The organism is Nostoc sp. NZL, assembly GCF_015714705.1.
Taxonomy (GTDB): Bacteria; Cyanobacteriota; Cyanobacteriia; order Cyanobacteriales; family Nostocaceae; genus Nostoc; species Nostoc foliaceum_A.
The window spans coordinates 65,927-82,066 of record NZ_WBKL01000062.1; the positions used below are offsets into that span (position 1 = coordinate 65,927).

15 protein-coding genes are annotated in these 16,140 nt (G+C 42.2%); 8 read left to right on the forward strand and 7 right to left on the reverse strand.

All coding sequences use genetic code 11. From position 1 onward, the window contains the following. Nucleotides 1-2: 2 nt before the first annotated feature. The 4 genes from F8R90_RS08555 to F8R90_RS08570 all read left to right on the forward strand — a co-directional run bounded on the left by F8R90_RS08555 (nucleotide 3) and on the right by F8R90_RS08570 (nucleotide 2,970). Nucleotides 3-872 carry a phycobilisome linker polypeptide gene (locus F8R90_RS08555; RefSeq protein ID WP_196510397.1) on the forward strand — a complete coding sequence of 290 codons (870 nt, stop codon included), beginning with the start codon at nucleotides 3-5 and terminating at the stop codon, nucleotides 870-872. A gap of 103 nt (nucleotides 873-975) precedes the next feature. Further along, entirely contained in the window at nucleotides 976-1,254 is a 279-nt protein-coding gene (locus F8R90_RS08560; RefSeq protein ID WP_196510398.1) for a phycobilisome linker polypeptide, read from the forward strand. Next, nucleotides 1,229-2,074, forward strand: coding sequence for a HEAT repeat domain-containing protein (locus tag F8R90_RS08565; RefSeq protein ID WP_196510399.1), 846 nt, complete (start codon nucleotides 1,229-1,231; stop codon nucleotides 2,072-2,074). The genes F8R90_RS08560 and F8R90_RS08565 overlap by 26 nt, the downstream gene beginning before the upstream one ends. A 170-nt stretch (nucleotides 2,075-2,244) precedes the next feature. Continuing rightward, nucleotides 2,245-2,970 (forward strand): HEAT repeat domain-containing protein, encoded by a 726-nt coding sequence (locus F8R90_RS08570; protein WP_196510400.1) that lies wholly within the window; start codon nucleotides 2,245-2,247, stop codon nucleotides 2,968-2,970. Between the two features lie 118 nt (nucleotides 2,971-3,088). Here the strand turns inward: F8R90_RS08570 and F8R90_RS08575 are convergent, their stop codons facing one another. Next, nucleotides 3,089-3,811, reverse strand: a complete 723-nt coding sequence (locus F8R90_RS08575; protein ID WP_196510401.1) for a nuclease-related domain-containing protein — start codon at nucleotides 3,809-3,811, stop codon at nucleotides 3,089-3,091. 116 nt (nucleotides 3,812-3,927) lie between these two features. Then, nucleotides 3,928-4,578, reverse strand: coding sequence for an HD domain-containing protein (locus F8R90_RS08580; RefSeq protein WP_196510402.1), 651 nt, complete (start codon nucleotides 4,576-4,578; stop codon nucleotides 3,928-3,930). Nucleotides 4,579-4,872: 294 nt separating this feature from the next. Here F8R90_RS08580 and pruA point away from each other — a divergent pair, with 294 nt between their 5' ends. Together pruA and F8R90_RS08590 are read left to right on the forward strand one after the other, a co-directional pair. Further along, the gene (gene pruA / locus F8R90_RS08585; protein ID WP_196510403.1) at nucleotides 4,873-7,890 is read left to right on the forward strand and encodes an L-glutamate gamma-semialdehyde dehydrogenase; all 3,018 of its coding nucleotides are present in this window, start codon (nucleotides 4,873-4,875) and stop codon (nucleotides 7,888-7,890) included. Nucleotides 7,891-7,953: 63 nt separating this feature from the next. Next, nucleotides 7,954-8,397 (forward strand): GNAT family N-acetyltransferase, encoded by a 444-nt coding sequence (locus F8R90_RS08590; RefSeq protein WP_196510404.1) that lies wholly within the window; start codon nucleotides 7,954-7,956, stop codon nucleotides 8,395-8,397. 95 nt (nucleotides 8,398-8,492) lie between these two features. Here the strand turns inward: F8R90_RS08590 and F8R90_RS08595 are convergent, their stop codons facing one another. After that, a complete protein-coding gene (locus F8R90_RS08595) occupies nucleotides 8,493-10,709 on the reverse strand; it encodes a PAS domain S-box protein (protein WP_196510405.1) in 2,217 nt (738 codons plus the stop codon). A 547-nt stretch (nucleotides 10,710-11,256) separates the two neighbouring features. Between F8R90_RS08595 and F8R90_RS08600 the strand changes: the two genes are divergently transcribed. Then, entirely contained in the window at nucleotides 11,257-12,183 is a 927-nt protein-coding gene (locus tag F8R90_RS08600) for a cobalamin-binding protein (protein ID WP_196510406.1), read from the forward strand. Nucleotides 12,184-12,323: 140 nt separating this feature from the next. Here F8R90_RS08600 and F8R90_RS08605 read toward each other — a convergent pair whose 3' ends face one another. The 3 genes from F8R90_RS08605 to F8R90_RS08615 form a co-directional block, all read right to left on the reverse strand. After that, complete coding sequence (locus F8R90_RS08605; protein WP_152589365.1) at nucleotides 12,324-12,626, reverse strand: TMEM165/GDT1 family protein; 303 nt, start codon at nucleotides 12,624-12,626, stop codon at nucleotides 12,324-12,326. A 40-nt stretch (nucleotides 12,627-12,666) separates the two neighbouring features. Then, nucleotides 12,667-13,098, reverse strand: coding sequence for a TMEM165/GDT1 family protein (locus tag F8R90_RS08610; RefSeq protein WP_190890249.1), 432 nt, complete (start codon nucleotides 13,096-13,098; stop codon nucleotides 12,667-12,669). Between the two features lie 126 nt (nucleotides 13,099-13,224). Further along, complete coding sequence (locus tag F8R90_RS08615; RefSeq protein ID WP_196510407.1) at nucleotides 13,225-13,575, reverse strand: YkgJ family cysteine cluster protein; 351 nt, start codon at nucleotides 13,573-13,575, stop codon at nucleotides 13,225-13,227. A 205-nt stretch (nucleotides 13,576-13,780) separates the two neighbouring features. Here F8R90_RS08615 and psb30 point away from each other — a divergent pair, with 205 nt between their 5' ends. Next, nucleotides 13,781-13,912: a photosystem II reaction center protein Ycf12/Psb30 gene (psb30, locus tag F8R90_RS08620; protein ID WP_196510408.1), complete on the forward strand. Its 132-nt coding sequence runs from the start codon at nucleotides 13,781-13,783 to the stop codon at nucleotides 13,910-13,912. Between the two features lie 78 nt (nucleotides 13,913-13,990). Here the strand turns inward: psb30 and F8R90_RS08625 are convergent, their stop codons facing one another. Next, nucleotides 13,991-16,099 (reverse strand): single-stranded-DNA-specific exonuclease RecJ, encoded by a 2,109-nt coding sequence (locus tag F8R90_RS08625; RefSeq protein ID WP_196510409.1) that lies wholly within the window; start codon nucleotides 16,097-16,099, stop codon nucleotides 13,991-13,993. Between the last annotated feature and the right edge of the window lie 41 nt (nucleotides 16,100-16,140).

Consider the following 16,140-nt stretch of genomic DNA (forward strand, 5'->3'; position numbering starts at 1 on the left):
CAATGGCTATTACAACAGCAGCTTCCCGTCTGGGAACAGAAGCTTTTAGTGATAACGCTCCTGTAGAATTGCGTCCAAATGCAACTAAAGAAGACATAGAGAAAGTAATTACTGCCGTCTATCGTCAATTGTTGGGCAACGATTACTTAATGAAATCTGAGCGCCTCACAAGTGCTGAATCTATTCTGCGCGATGGAAAAATTACAGTCCAAGAGTTTGTACGTCAAGTAGCTAAATCAGAACTGTACAAAACCAAATTTTTCTACAGCAGTTTTCAAACTCGCGTCATTGAACTGAACTATAAACATTTGTTGGGTCGTGCTCCCTATGATGAGTCTGAGGTAGTTTATCACTTAGACTTGTATCAAACCAAGGGATATGAAGCCGACATTGATTCCTATATTGATTCGCCAGAGTATCAAAGTAGCTTTGGTGAAAATATTGTGCCTTTCTATCGCGGGTTTGCAACTCAAACAGGTCAAAAAACTGTTGGATTTAGCCGGATATTCCAACTTTATCGCGGCTATGCTAGTAGCGATACCTCCCAACTCAAAGGCAATTCCTCTCGCCTTGCTGTCGAACTAGGTCGTAATAGTGCATCTGTTGTTGTTCCTCCATCTGGTGGCCCTTCAGGTTTTTCCTACGTTGCTCCTGGAAAAGGCGTTACCCCCAACAGTACATTTGGTGGTGCAGGAACTTTTGGCAAAGAAGGCAGACTCTACCGCGTTGAAGTAGCAGGCGTTTTTGGAGCTGGCTATCCTAGCACCCGCCGTGTCAATCAAGCTGTAGTTATACCTTATGAAGAACTATCTAGTTACTTCCAGAGAGTGGTAAAACAAGGTGGTAAAATCGCCAGTGTGAAGCCGCTTTAGTGTCAATGGTCATTAGTCATTAGTCATTGGTCATTAGTCATTGGTAATTGGCAAAAGACAAAAGACTAATGACAACTTCGATTTATAAATTTGGAGTTGATTTATGCTTGGACAAATTAGTGGTAGAAATAGTAATCGCTCCTTCCGCTATGAAGTAGTTGGTCTGCGCCAAAGCGAAGAAACAGAAAAAATCGGCTATCCCATTCGTTCTAGTGGCAGCGTGTTTATCACGGTGCCTGAAAATCGAATGAATCAAGAAATGCAGCGAATTACTCGCTTGGGTGGCAGAATAGTCAGCATTCAACCATTGAATGCTGAGGCTAAAACAGATAGCGAACAGAGCGATCATTCTTCTCATGAATCCCAGTCCGCAGAAAATTGAAGATTTATCACCAATAGGTGACAATGCCGACGGTGAATCTTTAACAGTAGAGCAAGCGATCGCTAATCTTGAAAGTGCAGATTTAGGTCTGCGGTTTTATGCTGCTTGGTGGTTGGGCCGGTTTCGCATAGGTGAAGCAGCTGCGATTACAGCACTGATCAAAGCGTTAGAGGATGAAGCCGACAGGACACCAGAAGGCGGATATCCTCTGCGACGGAACGCAGCTAGAGCCTTAGGGAAACTAGGCGATCGCCAAGCAGTGTTACCTTTAATTGCGTGTTTAGACTGCTCAGATTTTTATGTGCGCGAAGCAGCGGTACAATCCTTAGAAATGCTAGGCGATCCAGTTTGCATTCCTGCCCTGATCAATCTATTAACACTAGGTTTGCAGGGAGAGCAGCTTGTATCAGAGCAGCCTGATTTATCTCAACCCTACGACGCTCTTTTAGAAGCCTTGGGAACTTTGAGGGCAACTGAGTTCATCCCTTTAGTAAAGCCATTTTTAGAGCATCCAATCGAATTGGTGCAATATGCTGCTGCACGAGCTATGTATCAATTAACCCAAGAACCAGTTTATGGAGAACGGTTGGTACAAGCTTTAGCGGGTGAGAAATTGCAATTGCGTCGGGCAGTGTTGGCAGATTTGGGAGCGATTGGGTATCTACCCGCAGCAGATGCGATCGCACAGACTCTTGCTGAAAATAGCCTAAAGCTAATTTCTCTGAAAGGATTACTAGAACATCAAGTCAATCACATAACACCAAGTATTTTGTCAGAAGGTGCGATTAAAGTGATGCATTTGATGGACTCGCTGTTGTAGTCATATATTCTAGATAATGAGTTGTCATTAATACGTTTAAACCAAATGTTTACCACACATAAACCCCCAACCCAACTGCAAAATCAGGGCTAGGGGGTTTATGTATGATGTCAACTACGGATGACTTAAGCTACAATTGGCTGACAATTAATTACCCATGAAAAATTATTATGAATAACAGTGAACTTGCCCAAATATTGATCCGTGCTGTAGAAGAAGCAGATTCCTCGGATCGCTTATTAGACGCAGTTCAGGAGTTAGCAGCAGCTGGTACAGAGGAAGCTGTTCCTACTCTCATTGCAGCTTTGGGCTACAACAATCCAGGGGCGGCGGTGGCGGCGGTAGATGGACTGATTGTGATCGGCGAAGTTGCAGTACCGCCACTATTGCAACTAATTGATGACTACAACTACGGCGCTAGAGCCTGGGCTATTCGTGCCTTAGCAGGAATTGGCGATGTCCGAGCGCTGGATACATTGTTAGAGGCAGCAAAAACCGATTTTTCCCTGAGTGTGCGGCGGGCAGCTGCCAGGGGATTAGGCACTTTGCGCTGGCATCAAGTAGCGCCTGAGAAACTAGAATCTATTCAGACTCAGGTATTAGAGGCGCTATTACTCATTTCTCAAGATCCAGAGTGGGTAGTGCGCTATGCAGTAGTGACGAGTTTAGAAACACTAGCCATTGCCATAGTAGTCACCTTACCCGATCAAGCGTCGCGGATTACAAATCAACTTCAGCAAATTCTCGATACAGATGTTGATCTCGGAGTTCGTACCCGTGTAAAGTTTGCACAGGAAAAAATTCAGCAGCAACAACATCACGAAGTGTTTGCACCGAAAAGAAAGCTACAAGATACTGAAATTGAAGTGCCTCATCGTGGCGGTGGTAGACGTTAACTAAGGGATTTCCAACAAATTTATAAGTGGTACCAGAGGGAGAAGGCAGCGACTATTGGTATATTGCCTACACATCAATGGCCAAGCCTTCTGCCTAACCCTCGTGCATTTCATAAACTCAAATTATAGGATTCTGACGCTTAACAGGTTTGGGCTTAGGAATCGGTTTAGTGTTTGTAGGAAGTATCAAGTTTTCAACGGCTTGGGTAATTGCCTGTACTTGTATTGGTGCTAAACAATCAGGAGAACTATTTATCATCTGTAGCAGTGCAGGAATACCTTGTAAAACTGGAACTGAGCAATCATTTGCTCCTATCCATTTAGCAATTGGGAAGACTACTGGAGCCGTAACAAACCCATTAGGAAGGTTAGGCATTAATGAAGTAATCCACTGACTAAACATTTTTTGATGATAAATACTTTGAGAAGTGGGACTATTGTCAACTACTACCCAATTGTTACCTTCACGCCGTTTCCATTTATCTTTATAAGCGCTAAATGAACCTTTCCAGGTTTTAACCTCTACTAAAAAAACACCACTTTCACCGATAATTAAATGGTCTATTTCCGTTAGAGAGCCTGAGTTGGTGGGGATTAAAGCATTATTAAATATCACCCATGTATCGGGGAAAGATTGCAAAAGTAGTGATACTCCCCATTCCCCCATATTGCCTTTGAATTTATTTGTTGCTTGGTTAAATTCAAACATGAATGAACCCAACCCACCTAAAAAGCCATCACCTAATCTTTCATGAATTTCTTGGTGTTTGGTAGATTTTTTGGTGTCGATTTTTTGTTTGAATACTGCCCTAAGTGAGGGTGATTGTTGAAGAGTTCTCATCAAAATTGTAGTAATGTTTGTCAGTAACCGCCATTTTTAGAGTTCCCAGAATTGGAGGAAAATCGCTCTCCCCTAATTCATATAGAAAAAATTTCATGCTACTAACAGTGATAAAGCTAACGAGACAACAAAGAGTGAATTTCTCCCTGGATATTGCCACGAGCAGATGGTTCGGCAAACTCTAACATTAAAGGCGTAAAGTAGATACGCGATCGCTTTAAAAATCGTTCTAAAACCTGCTGACGACCTGTGATATATGCTGCCTCTGACACCCAGCTATATTCCTGGCGAATGGCATGGGTGTATTCTCCATACTGCACTTGGTTAGTAGCCAAAATCGCTAAATCTGCATCAAGTAAAACTTGGCTATCACAATCATCTACCGCAGCTTGGTGGTCTTTAGTGTTCAGAATAAGACGGGTAACAGTAGCTATGGTACTTTCTGGAATACCCAAATTACTTAGCAATTCCAAAGCATAGTCTGCACTTCGTTCTTCATTATCTTGAGCTTCAGTGTCATATATTACATCGTGGAACCAGGCAGCTAGTTGAACAGCAGCTAGGTTGTTGGTGTAGCCTTGTAAAATCTGAATTGTGCTGAGGACGTGATCAATGTGTTTCAGTGTATGGTAGTAGCGACCAGGGGTAGAGTAAGCTGCAACCAAAGGATTAAAGGCTTTATCAGCCGCTATCTGGTCAACGCCAAAGGGTTGGAGTGTGTGTTGCCAGTTAGAAAATAAAATATGCGTGAGGTTTTCTGTAGGCATAAATGTAGTATTCACACTCTTAGTATGACTGAGCTAATCTCTTGTGTTGCAACATCTGTCAATCAAGTTAGAAATAGATCAACAAAAGGATAACATTTGTTATTCAATTGGGCATTGTGATTAGGGGAGAGGAGACAGGTGAGAGGTTATAGGAAATAATCTGTACCCTGTAACCTGTAACCTATTCCCTTTTTTACTCCCCACTAAATATGGTGACAGCTAAATGAAAGCGTCAAAATAGAAGACACAGGCTTTGTACAAAAAGCCTTGCCTTAATTAAGGAGCTTACTATCAGTGGTATTACAAGTACAAACAAGCACCTACGAAGCTAAAACCCAAGAAATTGCTAAACAACTTCTCGCAGCAACGCAGGAAAATCGTTCGTTTTTTTCTTCCCTGCGGGATCAAATGCGCTGGGATGATAAATTACTAGCTTGGGCGATGAGTAATCCTGGGTTGCGGGTGCAACTATTTCGCTTTATAGATACGCTACCTGCTTTGCACAGTAAATCAGAAATTGCCTCACATTTACAAGAATATTTAGGAGATGAATCTGTAGAATTACCGGCAGCTTTGAAGGGAATGCTAAACTTTGCTAACCCCGACTCAATGCCAGGACAAGTTGCTGCTACAACTGTTGGTACAGCGGTTGAAACTCTTGCCCATAAATATATTTCTGGGGAAAATATTAAACAAGTCATCAAAACAGTTGAACGACTGCGAAAAGAAAAAATGGCTTTCACCATCGACTTACTTGGTGAAGCAGTAATTACCGAAGCCGAAGCGCAATCTTATCTAGAACGCTATCTAGAATTAATGCAACAATTGGTGGAAGCATCGAAGAATTGGTCAGCTATCCCGGCTATTGATGAGGCTGATGGCGAACCAATACCAAAAGTTCAGGTTTCTGTTAAATTAACGGCGTTTTATTCCCAATTTGACCCATTAGATGCTAAAGGTAGTGAGGAGCGAGTTAGCGATCGCATTCGCACTCTCTTACGTCGTGCTAAAGAGTTGGGCGCAGCTGTGCATTTTGATATGGAACAGTATGCCTACAAGGATATAACTCTCAGCATCCTGAAAAAACTGTTACTAGAAGAAGAATTTCGGCAACGCACAGATATCGGGATGACAATCCAAGCATATCTGCGTGATAGCGAGCAAGATACCAAAGAACTAATTTCTTGGTTGAAAGAACGTGGTTATCCCCTAACAATCCGTTTGGTAAAAGGCGCATATTGGGATCAGGAAACTATCAAAGCAGCGCAGAAGCATTGGCCACAGCCAGTTTACAACGATAAAGCGGCAACTGACGTTAACTTTGAAACCATCACTCAATTGTTGTTAGAAAATCATCAATATGTGTATTCTGCCATTGGTAGCCATAATGTGCGATCGCACTCTCGCGCCATTGCCATAGCTGAAAGTTTAAATGTCCCTCGCCGTCGCTTTGAATTGCAAGTCCTCTACGGTATGGGTGATAAAGTTGCAAAGGCATTGGTTGACAAGGGTTATCGAGTCAGAGTTTACTGTCCCTACGGTGAATTATTACCTGGAATGGCGTATTTAATTCGGCGGTTGTTGGAAAATACCGCTAATAGTTCTTTTTTACGGCAAAATCTCGAAAATCGACCGATTGAGGAATTATTAGCACCGCCGATTGTCAAAGAAGAAAAAAACTCTTTAACTCCTAACCCTTCGGCAGGCTCAGGGCATCACTCCTCACTCCTAACTCCTCACTCTCATTTCTCTGGTGCTGCTGATACCGATTACGCTGAGGAAGAGGTGAGAACGAAGGCGGCGCAAGCTTTCCAAAGCGTTCGTCAACAGTTAGGTAGAACTTATTTACCCCTAATTAATGGCGAATATGTTAATACACCGGAATTTGTTGATTCTCTCAATCCTTCTAATTTCAGCGAGGTAATCGGTAAAGTTGGGTTGATTAGCGTTGAACAAGCAGAACAGGCGATGCAAGCTGCTAAAGCGGCGTTTCCTGGATGGAGGAAAACACCAGCTAAACAACGCGCTGATATTTTGCGGAAAGCGGGTGATTTGATGGAACTCCGCCGCGCCGAACTTTCAGCTTGGATAGTTTTGGAAGTTGGAAAACCAGTTAAGGAAGCTGATGGAGAGGTTTCGGAAGCGATAGATTTCTGTCGGTACTACGCTGATGAGATTGAACGGCTAGAAGAAGGTGTGAATTATGACATTCCTGGTGAAACCAATCATTATATTTACCAGCCACGCGGTATTGCTGTAGTAATTTCTCCCTGGAATTTCCCGCTAGCGATCGCTTGTGGAATGACTGTCGCAGCTTTGGTTTCAGGTAATTGCACTCTCCTCAAACCTGCGGAAACATCTTCTGTCATTACGGCAAAACTTACAGAAATCTTAATCGAGGCTGGTTTTCCTAAAGGTGTCTTTCAATACGTACCTGGGAAGGGTTCTCAAGTCGGCGCTTATTTGGTAAATCATCCAGATACTCATGTAATTGCTTTTACAGGTTCCCAGGAAGTCGGCTGTAGAATTTACGCAGAAGCGGCAACTTTGAAACCCGGACAAAAGCACATGAAACGGGTGATTGCTGAAATGGGTGGCAAGAATGCAATTATTGTCGATGAAAGTGCTGATTTAGACCAAGCTGTTGTGGGAGTAGTACAGTCAGCATTTGGTTACAGCGGACAAAAATGTTCTGCCGCCTCCAGGGTGATTGTGCTGCAACCAATTTATGATGCCTTTGTGCAGCGATTGGTGGAAGCGACAAAATCCTTGAATATTGGGGAAGCAGAGTTACCTAGTACCCAAGTTGGCCCAGTGATTGATGCTAATGCCCGCGATCGCATCCGCGAGTATATTGAGAAGGGTAAGGCAGAAGCACAATTAGCTTTGGAGTTACCAGCACCCGAACAAGGATATTTTATCGGGCCTGTCATCTTTAGTGAAGTCTCGCCAAATGCGGTAATTTCACAGCAAGAAATTTTTGGCCCTGTGCTGGCGGTAATTCGGGTGAAAGATTTCCAGGAAGCGTTAGCAGTCGCCAACGGGACAAACTACGCCTTAACTGGAGGACTTTATTCTAGAACGCCTTCGCACATTCAGCAGGCGCAGACAGAATTTGAAGTCGGGAATTTGTACATTAACCGTAATATTACCGGAGCGATCGTTGGACGACAACCCTTTGGCGGATTCAAACTTTCTGGAGTAGGTTCTAAAGCAGGTGGCCCTGATTACCTCCTACAATTCCTGGAACCACGCGCGGTGACAGAAAATATTCAGCGCCAAGGTTTTGCACCAATTGAAGGGGCAGATTAAACTACAAGAATAAGTAGGGCATATGCCCTACTTATTTGATGATTGAACCGCAGAAAGAGTTTGATGAGTAATTTAGTTATAAAAGTTGCTGAATTACCTGAAGAATTTCCCGCAATTCAAGCAATTAGGCGAGCAGTTTTTCAGGAAGAACAAAAGGTAGCTCCGGCTTTAGAATTTGATGGTAAAGATCAAATATCTGAGCATTTGATTGCTTATTTAGATAAGGAAGCTGTTGGGACTGCCAGAATTAGATATTTGGATGATAAAACTGCCAAGATAGAAAGGCTTGCTGTGTTATCTACAGCTAGAGGGCAGGGTATTGGTACAAAAATTATGGAACATGCATTACAGGTAATAGCTAACAAAAATATTCCAGAAGTTGTGATTCACGCCCAAGAATATGTAAAACATTTGTACAAAAAATTGGATTTTGTAGAAGAAGGAGGAATATTTGAAGAAGCTAGTATTCACCATGTGAAAATGAGAAAAAAATCACAGTTAAACTAAATAAAAGATTACTTTAATAAGTGCTAACTAAAACTTTTTGTAATAGATTTTACTACACTATTCTTCAACTAAAACAATCGACTTTTTTATTTAAATTAGCTCAAATATCGCATCAATAATGACTCTAGTTGAACTGTCCGAATTGGCTTAACTAGATAGTCATTAGCACTACCTTGCAGCATAGTCATTTCATCTTCTAAAGGTTCGCTAAAGGTCATCATTACAATCGGCGTATTTCCCCAAGCAGGATCTTGTCTAAGGATATTTAACAAATTTAAGATACTAACATCCCTGATTAACTGGAAATCAAAAAAAACTAAATCTGGTTGGAGATTTTGCACCTGTTTAAAAAATTCTTTTTCATTATCTATCCACTTAACTTTGTAGCCAATTGTGTGGAGATAATCTTGCAACACAGTGGCAGTTTTTTCTTCTTTCTCCACAAGCAAAATAGTTTTATTTTTGGGGATGGCTGGGGAGGAGGACAAGGAGGATAAAGTAAAATTTTCTCCCTTGTCTTCCTCAAGTCCTTCATCCTCTCCTGCTGGGGAAAGCACTGGATTTGGTAAAAACAGAGTGAACTGACTCCCTTCTCCCAAAATCGATGTAACCGTCACATCTCCACCATGCAAACGCGCTAATTTGCGCGTTAAAGCCAAACCCAGACCTGTGCCTTCATACTGCCGATTTAACCGACTGTCAAGCTGTTTAAACGGTTCAAATAAAAATTGAAACTGACTTGAGTCTATACCAATTCCAGTATCTGAAACTGTAAACGTAGTTCCTTGCGGTACTTTTTTCACTACCAGCGATACCTGACCGTCCGGGGTGAATTTAATAGCATTAGTGAGGAGGTTGAGTAGCATTTGCTTAATGCGCCGCTCATCAGCAATACAAATATCCTCTTCTAGATCAATTTTACAGGTGAGTTCCAATCCTTTTTCTAAGGCGCGATCGCGCACTGTCCACATGGCATAATTACATAAATCTGACACTGGTAAAGGTGAGAGTAACAGTTCCTCTTTGCCTGCTTCTACCTTAGATAAGTCAAGGATATCGTTAATCAGTGCCAGCAGATGTTCACCACTACTATATATACAACTTACATATTCATTCTGTTTTTCATTCAGAGAGCCGACTATTTCTTGTTGCAACAACTCTGACAAGCCCATAATCGCATTGAGAGGTGTCCGCAACTCATGGCTCATGGTTGCTAAAAATTCACTTTTTGCCCGACTAGCAGCTTCTGCTGCTTCTTGAGAAGCACGCAGTTTCAATTCTGTTTCCTTGCGTTCAGTAATATCCTCAATCATTGCTAGAAAAAACTCAGGTTCACCATTGGTGTCTGGTATAACAGAAACAGAAATATGAGTCCAAACTAAGCTACCATTTTGATGCAGGCAGCGTCTTTCCATCTCAATGCGATGTTTATCGACAAGCTGCTTTTGAAGTTCAGAGGGTTGGAAGCCAAAGCTTGAAGTTTTCCCTGAGTTTGTGCGAATTCCTGACACCAGTTGTTTGTAAAGTTTTAAATCCCCCTTTTGTGTGGAAATATAATCTGTAAAGCTCTTGCCGGATAGATATTCTCGGCTATATCCTAAAATCTCACACAGTGCCGGATTGGTATCGACTATCTGCGCTTTCATATCTATAAGTCCAATGCCAATAGAAGAACGCTCAAAAATCGCTCGGAATTGCGCCTCACTGTGTCGCAGTGCTTCCTGTACAACGTTTCGCTCGCTCGCTTCTATAGCCAGGGTCACGAAATCTGCAATCGAGCCAGCAAAAGTTTCTTCTTCCAAAGTCCATTGGCGACCTTCGCCTATATGTTCGTGACATACTACGCCTACTAAACGACCCTCTAACCAAATCGGTGCATCTAGCAGGGATGTGATGCCCAAAACAGAAAGATAAGACTCGGATAATTCTTGGGTTCTTGTATCGTTTCTGGCATCATCTGCGGCAATGGTACGTTCCTCTTCTAAAGCCTGGAAATAAGCTGGATAATTTTTTTGTGAAAGCGAGTTACCAAAGCTATGCTCCTTGGTGTTTACATCATATAAATCGATGCATTCGATTTTTGAACGCCCTTCATTATATAGCCACACCCCTACTCGCTTCACTAAAAGTGTCCGAGCAGCAGTTTCTGTAATTTCTCTTAATACTGCATTAAGATTACCTAGCTGAAATGTTTTACTCCTTGCCAGTTGTACGAGCGTCTGGCTTTGTTTTCGCCGACTATTTTCTCTGATTTGTAAAGCCTCTTGGGCCTGCTTGTGCTCTGTAATATCTCTAGCTGACACCACCTGCATTAGTTGCCCTCAAGAAGAAATAATTTTGTCTTGCAGTTCTACAAAAAAATTAGAACCGTCTTTGTATAACTACAGTTACTTAATAGGGTTTTTCATAACCGGAAAGTATATTTTTTCTCACCAAATCTTATGATTCTGGATAACGAGTTCTAAACTAGATTTTGCTTATTACTTCTGTTACATCATGCCAGTGATTTTTGCCAGGGTATAATTAGCATTTTTAATAATTTCACTATTAAGTAATTCCACCAAGAACTACAAGTAGTATAGTATTTTGAATTTGGGTCTGGCGAGTAGGGAGTGATGTAGTTCAATTACCTAAAAGTCGCTGTAAGTTAATTTGTTGCTTAGTGCTGATAACAATTCTTTGTGAAACTGCACAAAATCAAGGATGGTTAGACTTGAGGCTTAAGTCTCAAGTTTTAGAGTAACCTCACAGCTAATCAGGATGACTACCAAAACACCCTTGATTCCCCTAGAGAAAGATACCTAATGACTCAAATTTTGCGAGAATTAAGGTAACGCCAGCTTTTGTGGAGGTGGAGCAATGACGGATAGTAATGTAAGAATTGTTTCTCTGATTCCCGGTGGAACAGAGATTTTAGCGACACTAGGGTTGGTTAATGCCATTGTAGGGCGATCGCACGAATGCGATTACCCTCCAGAAATCCAAGATCGCCCCATTTGTACCGAAGCACGCTTAAACTCCAGTGCCTCCAGCAGCCAAATTCATGATGAAGTGAACAATTTATTGCAATCTGCTCTCAGTATTTATCAAATCAAAACAGATGTTTTGGAGCAATTGCAGCCTACCCACATTCTCACTCAAGACCAGTGCGATGTTTGTGCTGTCAGCTTACACGAAGTTGAAAAGGCAGTTGCCACACTCATTGACAGTAAACCGCAGATTATTTCTTTACAACCCAATATTCTCCAGGATATTTGGGCTGACATTGAGCGAGTCGGCAACACCTTTGGCGTAGACTCGGTAAAAGTCATAGAAAATTTAGAAGCTCGCGTCAAAATTTGTCAGCAAAGAATCCAGGGGCTTTCTTTAAATGAACAGCCTACTGTCGCCTGTATTGAGTGGACTGATCCTTTGATGGTTGCCGCCAATTGGATTCCTGAATTAGTCAATTTAGCCGGAGGACAGTCCTTGTTTTGCGCTACAGGTCAGCCTTCTCCCATCTTGCCGTGGGAAACACTATTAACAACTAATCCCGATGTAATTGTTTTTATGCCCTGTGGCTTTGATTTAAATCGCACTCGCCAAGAAGCCAATTTGTTAACTCAACGTTCAGAGTGGGAAAAACTGCACGCTACCAAAGCTGGTAGGGTCTACATCACTGATGGCAATTCTTTCTTCAATCGTCCAGGGCCTCGACTGGTAGATTCTTTAGAAATTTTGGCAGAAATTTTGCATCCAGAAATTTTTCAGTATGGCTACAAAGGAACGGGTTGGGAACCCTTGTAAAGAAGAATTCCGAACTCATGAGCCAGAGTTCAGTATGAATTCGAGTCTAATGTTTATGATCTTGGTTTAAAACCTTGGCAGGTTCCAATCCCACACGAAGAGTAATTCTGATTCCTGGATTCTGAATTGTGAATTCTTCTTTAAGGTGTTTGTTCAGAATCCGTCGATGGTTCATTGTTAAATAACAGCAGGCGTGCAGCAAGGATAGCAAATCCCACAGCAGCGATCGCTTTTAATAAGCGTGTAGGTAATAATTCGGCTACTGCCCCCCCTGCTAATGATCCCAATAGGCTTGTCAACAGCAATGCGCCTGCTGCACCAAAAAATACTGCACGCGGAGAATTACAACGCCCTGAAAGTGCGATCGCTGCTAGCTGACTTTTGTCACCCAATTCTGATAAAAAAACTGTAATAAAGCTCAGTCCTAAGAGATGCCAATCCATATGTTTAAGGGGAGCGGGAAATGGGGAGTTTTTCTAATGACTAATGACCAATAAATACATCCCAAAACAGCATTAGGGAAATCATTAACAACATCACACCTGCTGATTTTTCTACAGTTTTTGGGCTGAGTCGGGTGGCTATCCAACTACCTAAAAGCACGCCTAATAAGCTGGTGGTTATTAGCGCAGCCGCAGAGCCGATAAATACCACCCACGGCGAATGAGATTCTGCACTCATTAATAGGGTGGATAGCTGAGTTTTATCTCCAATTTCTGCTAGAAAAACGGTTACAAAAGTTGTACCAAAAACTACTAACGCTGATTGCTGCTTTTGAGGACTATCGGCAACTACAGGCTGAACTGGCAGGGCGATCGCACGAGTTAAGTTCAAATCATTGCTATCTTTCAGTTCTAGCTCGATCTCAGTTTGAGATATGCCAGAAATCTCCAAAGGTGCAGAGTCAAGTTTCACAGGCAGTAGTTTTGTTAGTAAGTTGCTTTCATATTTCTATCATATTCTCAGATTGTTGTAATAAATTGCAACTACATAAATAGAGATAAAAAAATTATGGAGTGTCTTTGCGTTCTTGCATACTCCTCACAGCCCAACAGCTTTATTGAAGCGTAGTATTTCCAGACTGCGATCGCCGTATACTCCTTCTATTTGCTGGCGACAGCAGTCAATGGCAAAATCGTTAACTTCTTCTGGTTCAACCCCATACATATCTTGAAACACTTCTGATTCCACACGGCAGAAGCGAGGACGATCTGAGTAGATGCGGCATTCTCGCGTGGTATGGTCGAAGTTAACGCACCATCCCGCTTCGCCAACCATGCTGAGATAGAGTTCTAGTTCTGGTGGAGAGAGATACTCATCTAAATCTGGACGCTCTGCTGGATCAAGATTACAGCAGGCTCCACATTGCTTTACACATTGCCAAGTTGCCATTTTGAATTAGGGATTAGGGACAATGGAGCAAGGGCAGAATAATTAATAATCAATACCCAATGCCCTTATTTTACGTTTTTATGTCTTTTCTTATAATTTTGTTAAGTAAATTAAATCTAACAGACCATAGCCAGATATGATCGATTTCGGGTTTCCTAATTAAGTTATTGAATTTTTTAAGACAATTGGGAGGAGAAAAGGAAAAATGGACGCTTTGTTTAACGCTTTTACCAGTATCAATTGGGAAGTTATTTTCCAATTGCTGTCCGTGGCGCTAATTGTGATTGCTGGACCAGTGGTAATCTTTTTGCTGGCATTTCGCAACGGCAACCTATAAGAGTGCTGAGTGCTGACTAAGGAGTTAACAGTTAAGAGTTAGGAGTGAGAAGTTAATTAAGAATTCATAACTCATAACTCATAACTCAGCACTCAGTACTGATAATGCCTGAAGGGCAGCTTGAATAATGCTGTCATACTGTGGGCGAGAGATATCAACTTCTTTGGCGTTTTGACGATTAGTGCCTAGTAAACCGGTTATATGTCCTGGCTGCATGGCTAAAACTTTGCCTTCAGAATTTTTAATTCTTAATTCTGCTTCAATACCGTTTTTATAGAAACCACAAGTATATTGTCGCTGGTTGTATTCAAAAGTGGTGGTTGATGGGGTAGGTGGCGAAGCAAAAAATTGTTGAAGCTGAATTGGCAGTCTGACTCCTATTAACTCTAGCTCGATGGTAGTGTTACCGTTAAAGTAATTTTCTCGTAGTTTGTAAGCGACATCCACTCGCGATGGTAAGCGGAAATAGTCTCCCCAACGCCAGGCGATCGCTTTAATTTTGTATTCTTGATTATCAATAGTTTGGGCAATTGTCAGTTTAATGTGACCCTTCCCAACGATTTTTTGCTCAACCACTTGAACATTAGGTGTCCAAAAAACTGGATCGGGGTTATCCATACCGCAGGGATGTAGAGCATTAAGCTGTTGATAAAGCTGCTGATTGATGTGATTGAGGTTAACTTCGGCATCAATTTTGAGCAGAGGCTTGAGATGGTGCGGTTCAAGACACTGGTTAGCAAACTCAATCAAGCGCGATCGCAACATCTGTAAATTCTCTGCTGGTAGAGAGAATCCCCCGGCTGCTTTGTGTCCACCAAATTTGCCTAGTAAATCGTGACAATATTCCAAAGCTTCAAACACGTGAAATTCTGGAATTGAGCGTGCTGAACCGCGTATATGTCCCTCATCCTCATAAGTACCGATGAACACGGGAACGCCGTAGCGTTCTACCAAGCGGGAGGCGACAATGCCAATAACGCCGTGATGCCAATTGGGTTGAACAACAACTAATACACGGTCTTGCTGTAGAGATGCAACAAATTCTGCTTCTACATAAGCGATCGCTTCTTGTTCAATTTGCTGACACATTTCCTGGCGACTGGCATTTATTTGTTCACACTGCATTGCTCTTTCCAGCGCCACCCCCATATCATCTGTAGTCAGCAATTCAATCACAGTTTGGGGATCACCAATTCGGCCAATAGCATTAATTCGTGGCCCCAGACGAAAACCGATATCTTCAGGCTTCAGGGATTTTGGATTTTGGATTTTGGATTTCGGATTGGAAATTTTCTCCTCTACTCCCCCTGCTCCCTCATCTCCCCTCGCCTGCACACCACCTACCTGAATTAACGCCTGTATTCCAGCTAAGTTGGATTTGGGTAAATGCTGTAAACCACGTTTTACCCAACGGCGATTTACGCCAGTTAAGGGGGCTAAATCTGCGATCGTTCCCAGCGTAAATAGTGCTAGCATCGGCTGAATCAAACCTTTAGTTTCCCCTAGCTGTTGTGCTAGAGACACTGCCAAAATGTAGGCAACACCAACACCAGCAACTCCCCGATAAGGTGAGGATTCAGCTATCAGTTTAGGGTTGAGGATAGCGTTAGCTGGTGGTAATTTTTGGGGTATATCGTGGTGATCGGTGATAATCACTGCAAGACCAAGTTCTCTAGCTCTAGCAACTGGTTCAAACGCAGAGATGCCATTATCTACAGTCAGAATTAACCCCACACCTTCACTGTGGAATTCTTCAACTATGCGTTTATTGATACCATAACCTTCGTGCATCCGGCTAGGAATAGCATAATCTACCTGTGCGCCTAAAGTGCGGAGACTACGTAAAAGTAGAGCAGTGCTGGTCATCCCATCAGCATCGTAGTCACCACAAATAGCGATTTTTGTTTGAGAAGCGATCGCATTTTGCAACAACTCCAAACTAATCGCCAAATCTGGGAAATCTTCCAACGGCGAAGGCAAAACTAAAGACTCTGGATTTAAAAATGCTTGTACCTGTTCTGGTGTTTCCATACCCCGATTAATCAACAACTGGCTGATAATCGGTGAAATATTTGTCAAAACAGCCAGATTTTGGGAAATTTCTGGCTTTTGTGGATAAATTTGCCAGCGCTGATCGGGTAAGCGCCTGCGAGGCTTTGATACTTCAGATACAGCTCGGTCTAGCACAATAAAAGTTAGGAGTTAGAAGTTAGGAGTTAGGAGTTTTT

Excerpts from the sequence above, each read along its gene's own strand:
- F8R90_RS08555 (WP_196510397.1), top strand. The coding sequence starts at position 3 with ATGGCTATTACAACAGCAGCTTCCCGTCTGGGAACAGAAGCTTTTAGT.
- F8R90_RS08560 (WP_196510398.1), top strand. The coding sequence starts at position 976 with ATGCTTGGACAAATTAGTGGTAGAAATAGTAATCGCTCCTTCCGCTAT.
- F8R90_RS08565 (WP_196510399.1), top strand. The coding sequence starts at position 1,229 with ATGAATCCCAGTCCGCAGAAAATTGAAGATTTATCACCAATAGGTGAC.
- F8R90_RS08570 (WP_196510400.1), top strand. The coding sequence starts at position 2,245 with ATGAATAACAGTGAACTTGCCCAAATATTGATCCGTGCTGTAGAAGAA.
- F8R90_RS08575 (WP_196510401.1), bottom strand. The coding sequence starts at position 3,811 with ATGAGAACTCTTCAACAATCACCCTCACTTAGGGCAGTATTCAAACAA.
- F8R90_RS08580 (WP_196510402.1), bottom strand. The coding sequence starts at position 4,578 with ATGCCTACAGAAAACCTCACGCATATTTTATTTTCTAACTGGCAACAC.
- F8R90_RS08590 (WP_196510404.1), top strand. The coding sequence starts at position 7,954 with ATGAGTAATTTAGTTATAAAAGTTGCTGAATTACCTGAAGAATTTCCC.
- F8R90_RS08595 (WP_196510405.1), bottom strand. The coding sequence starts at position 10,709 with ATGCAGGTGGTGTCAGCTAGAGATATTACAGAGCACAAGCAGGCCCAA.
- F8R90_RS08600 (WP_196510406.1), top strand. The coding sequence starts at position 11,257 with ATGACGGATAGTAATGTAAGAATTGTTTCTCTGATTCCCGGTGGAACA.
- F8R90_RS08605 (WP_152589365.1), bottom strand. The coding sequence starts at position 12,626 with ATGGATTGGCATCTCTTAGGACTGAGCTTTATTACAGTTTTTTTATCA.
- F8R90_RS08615 (WP_196510407.1), bottom strand. The coding sequence starts at position 13,575 with ATGGCAACTTGGCAATGTGTAAAGCAATGTGGAGCCTGCTGTAATCTT.
- psb30 (WP_196510408.1), top strand. The coding sequence starts at position 13,781 with ATGGACGCTTTGTTTAACGCTTTTACCAGTATCAATTGGGAAGTTATT.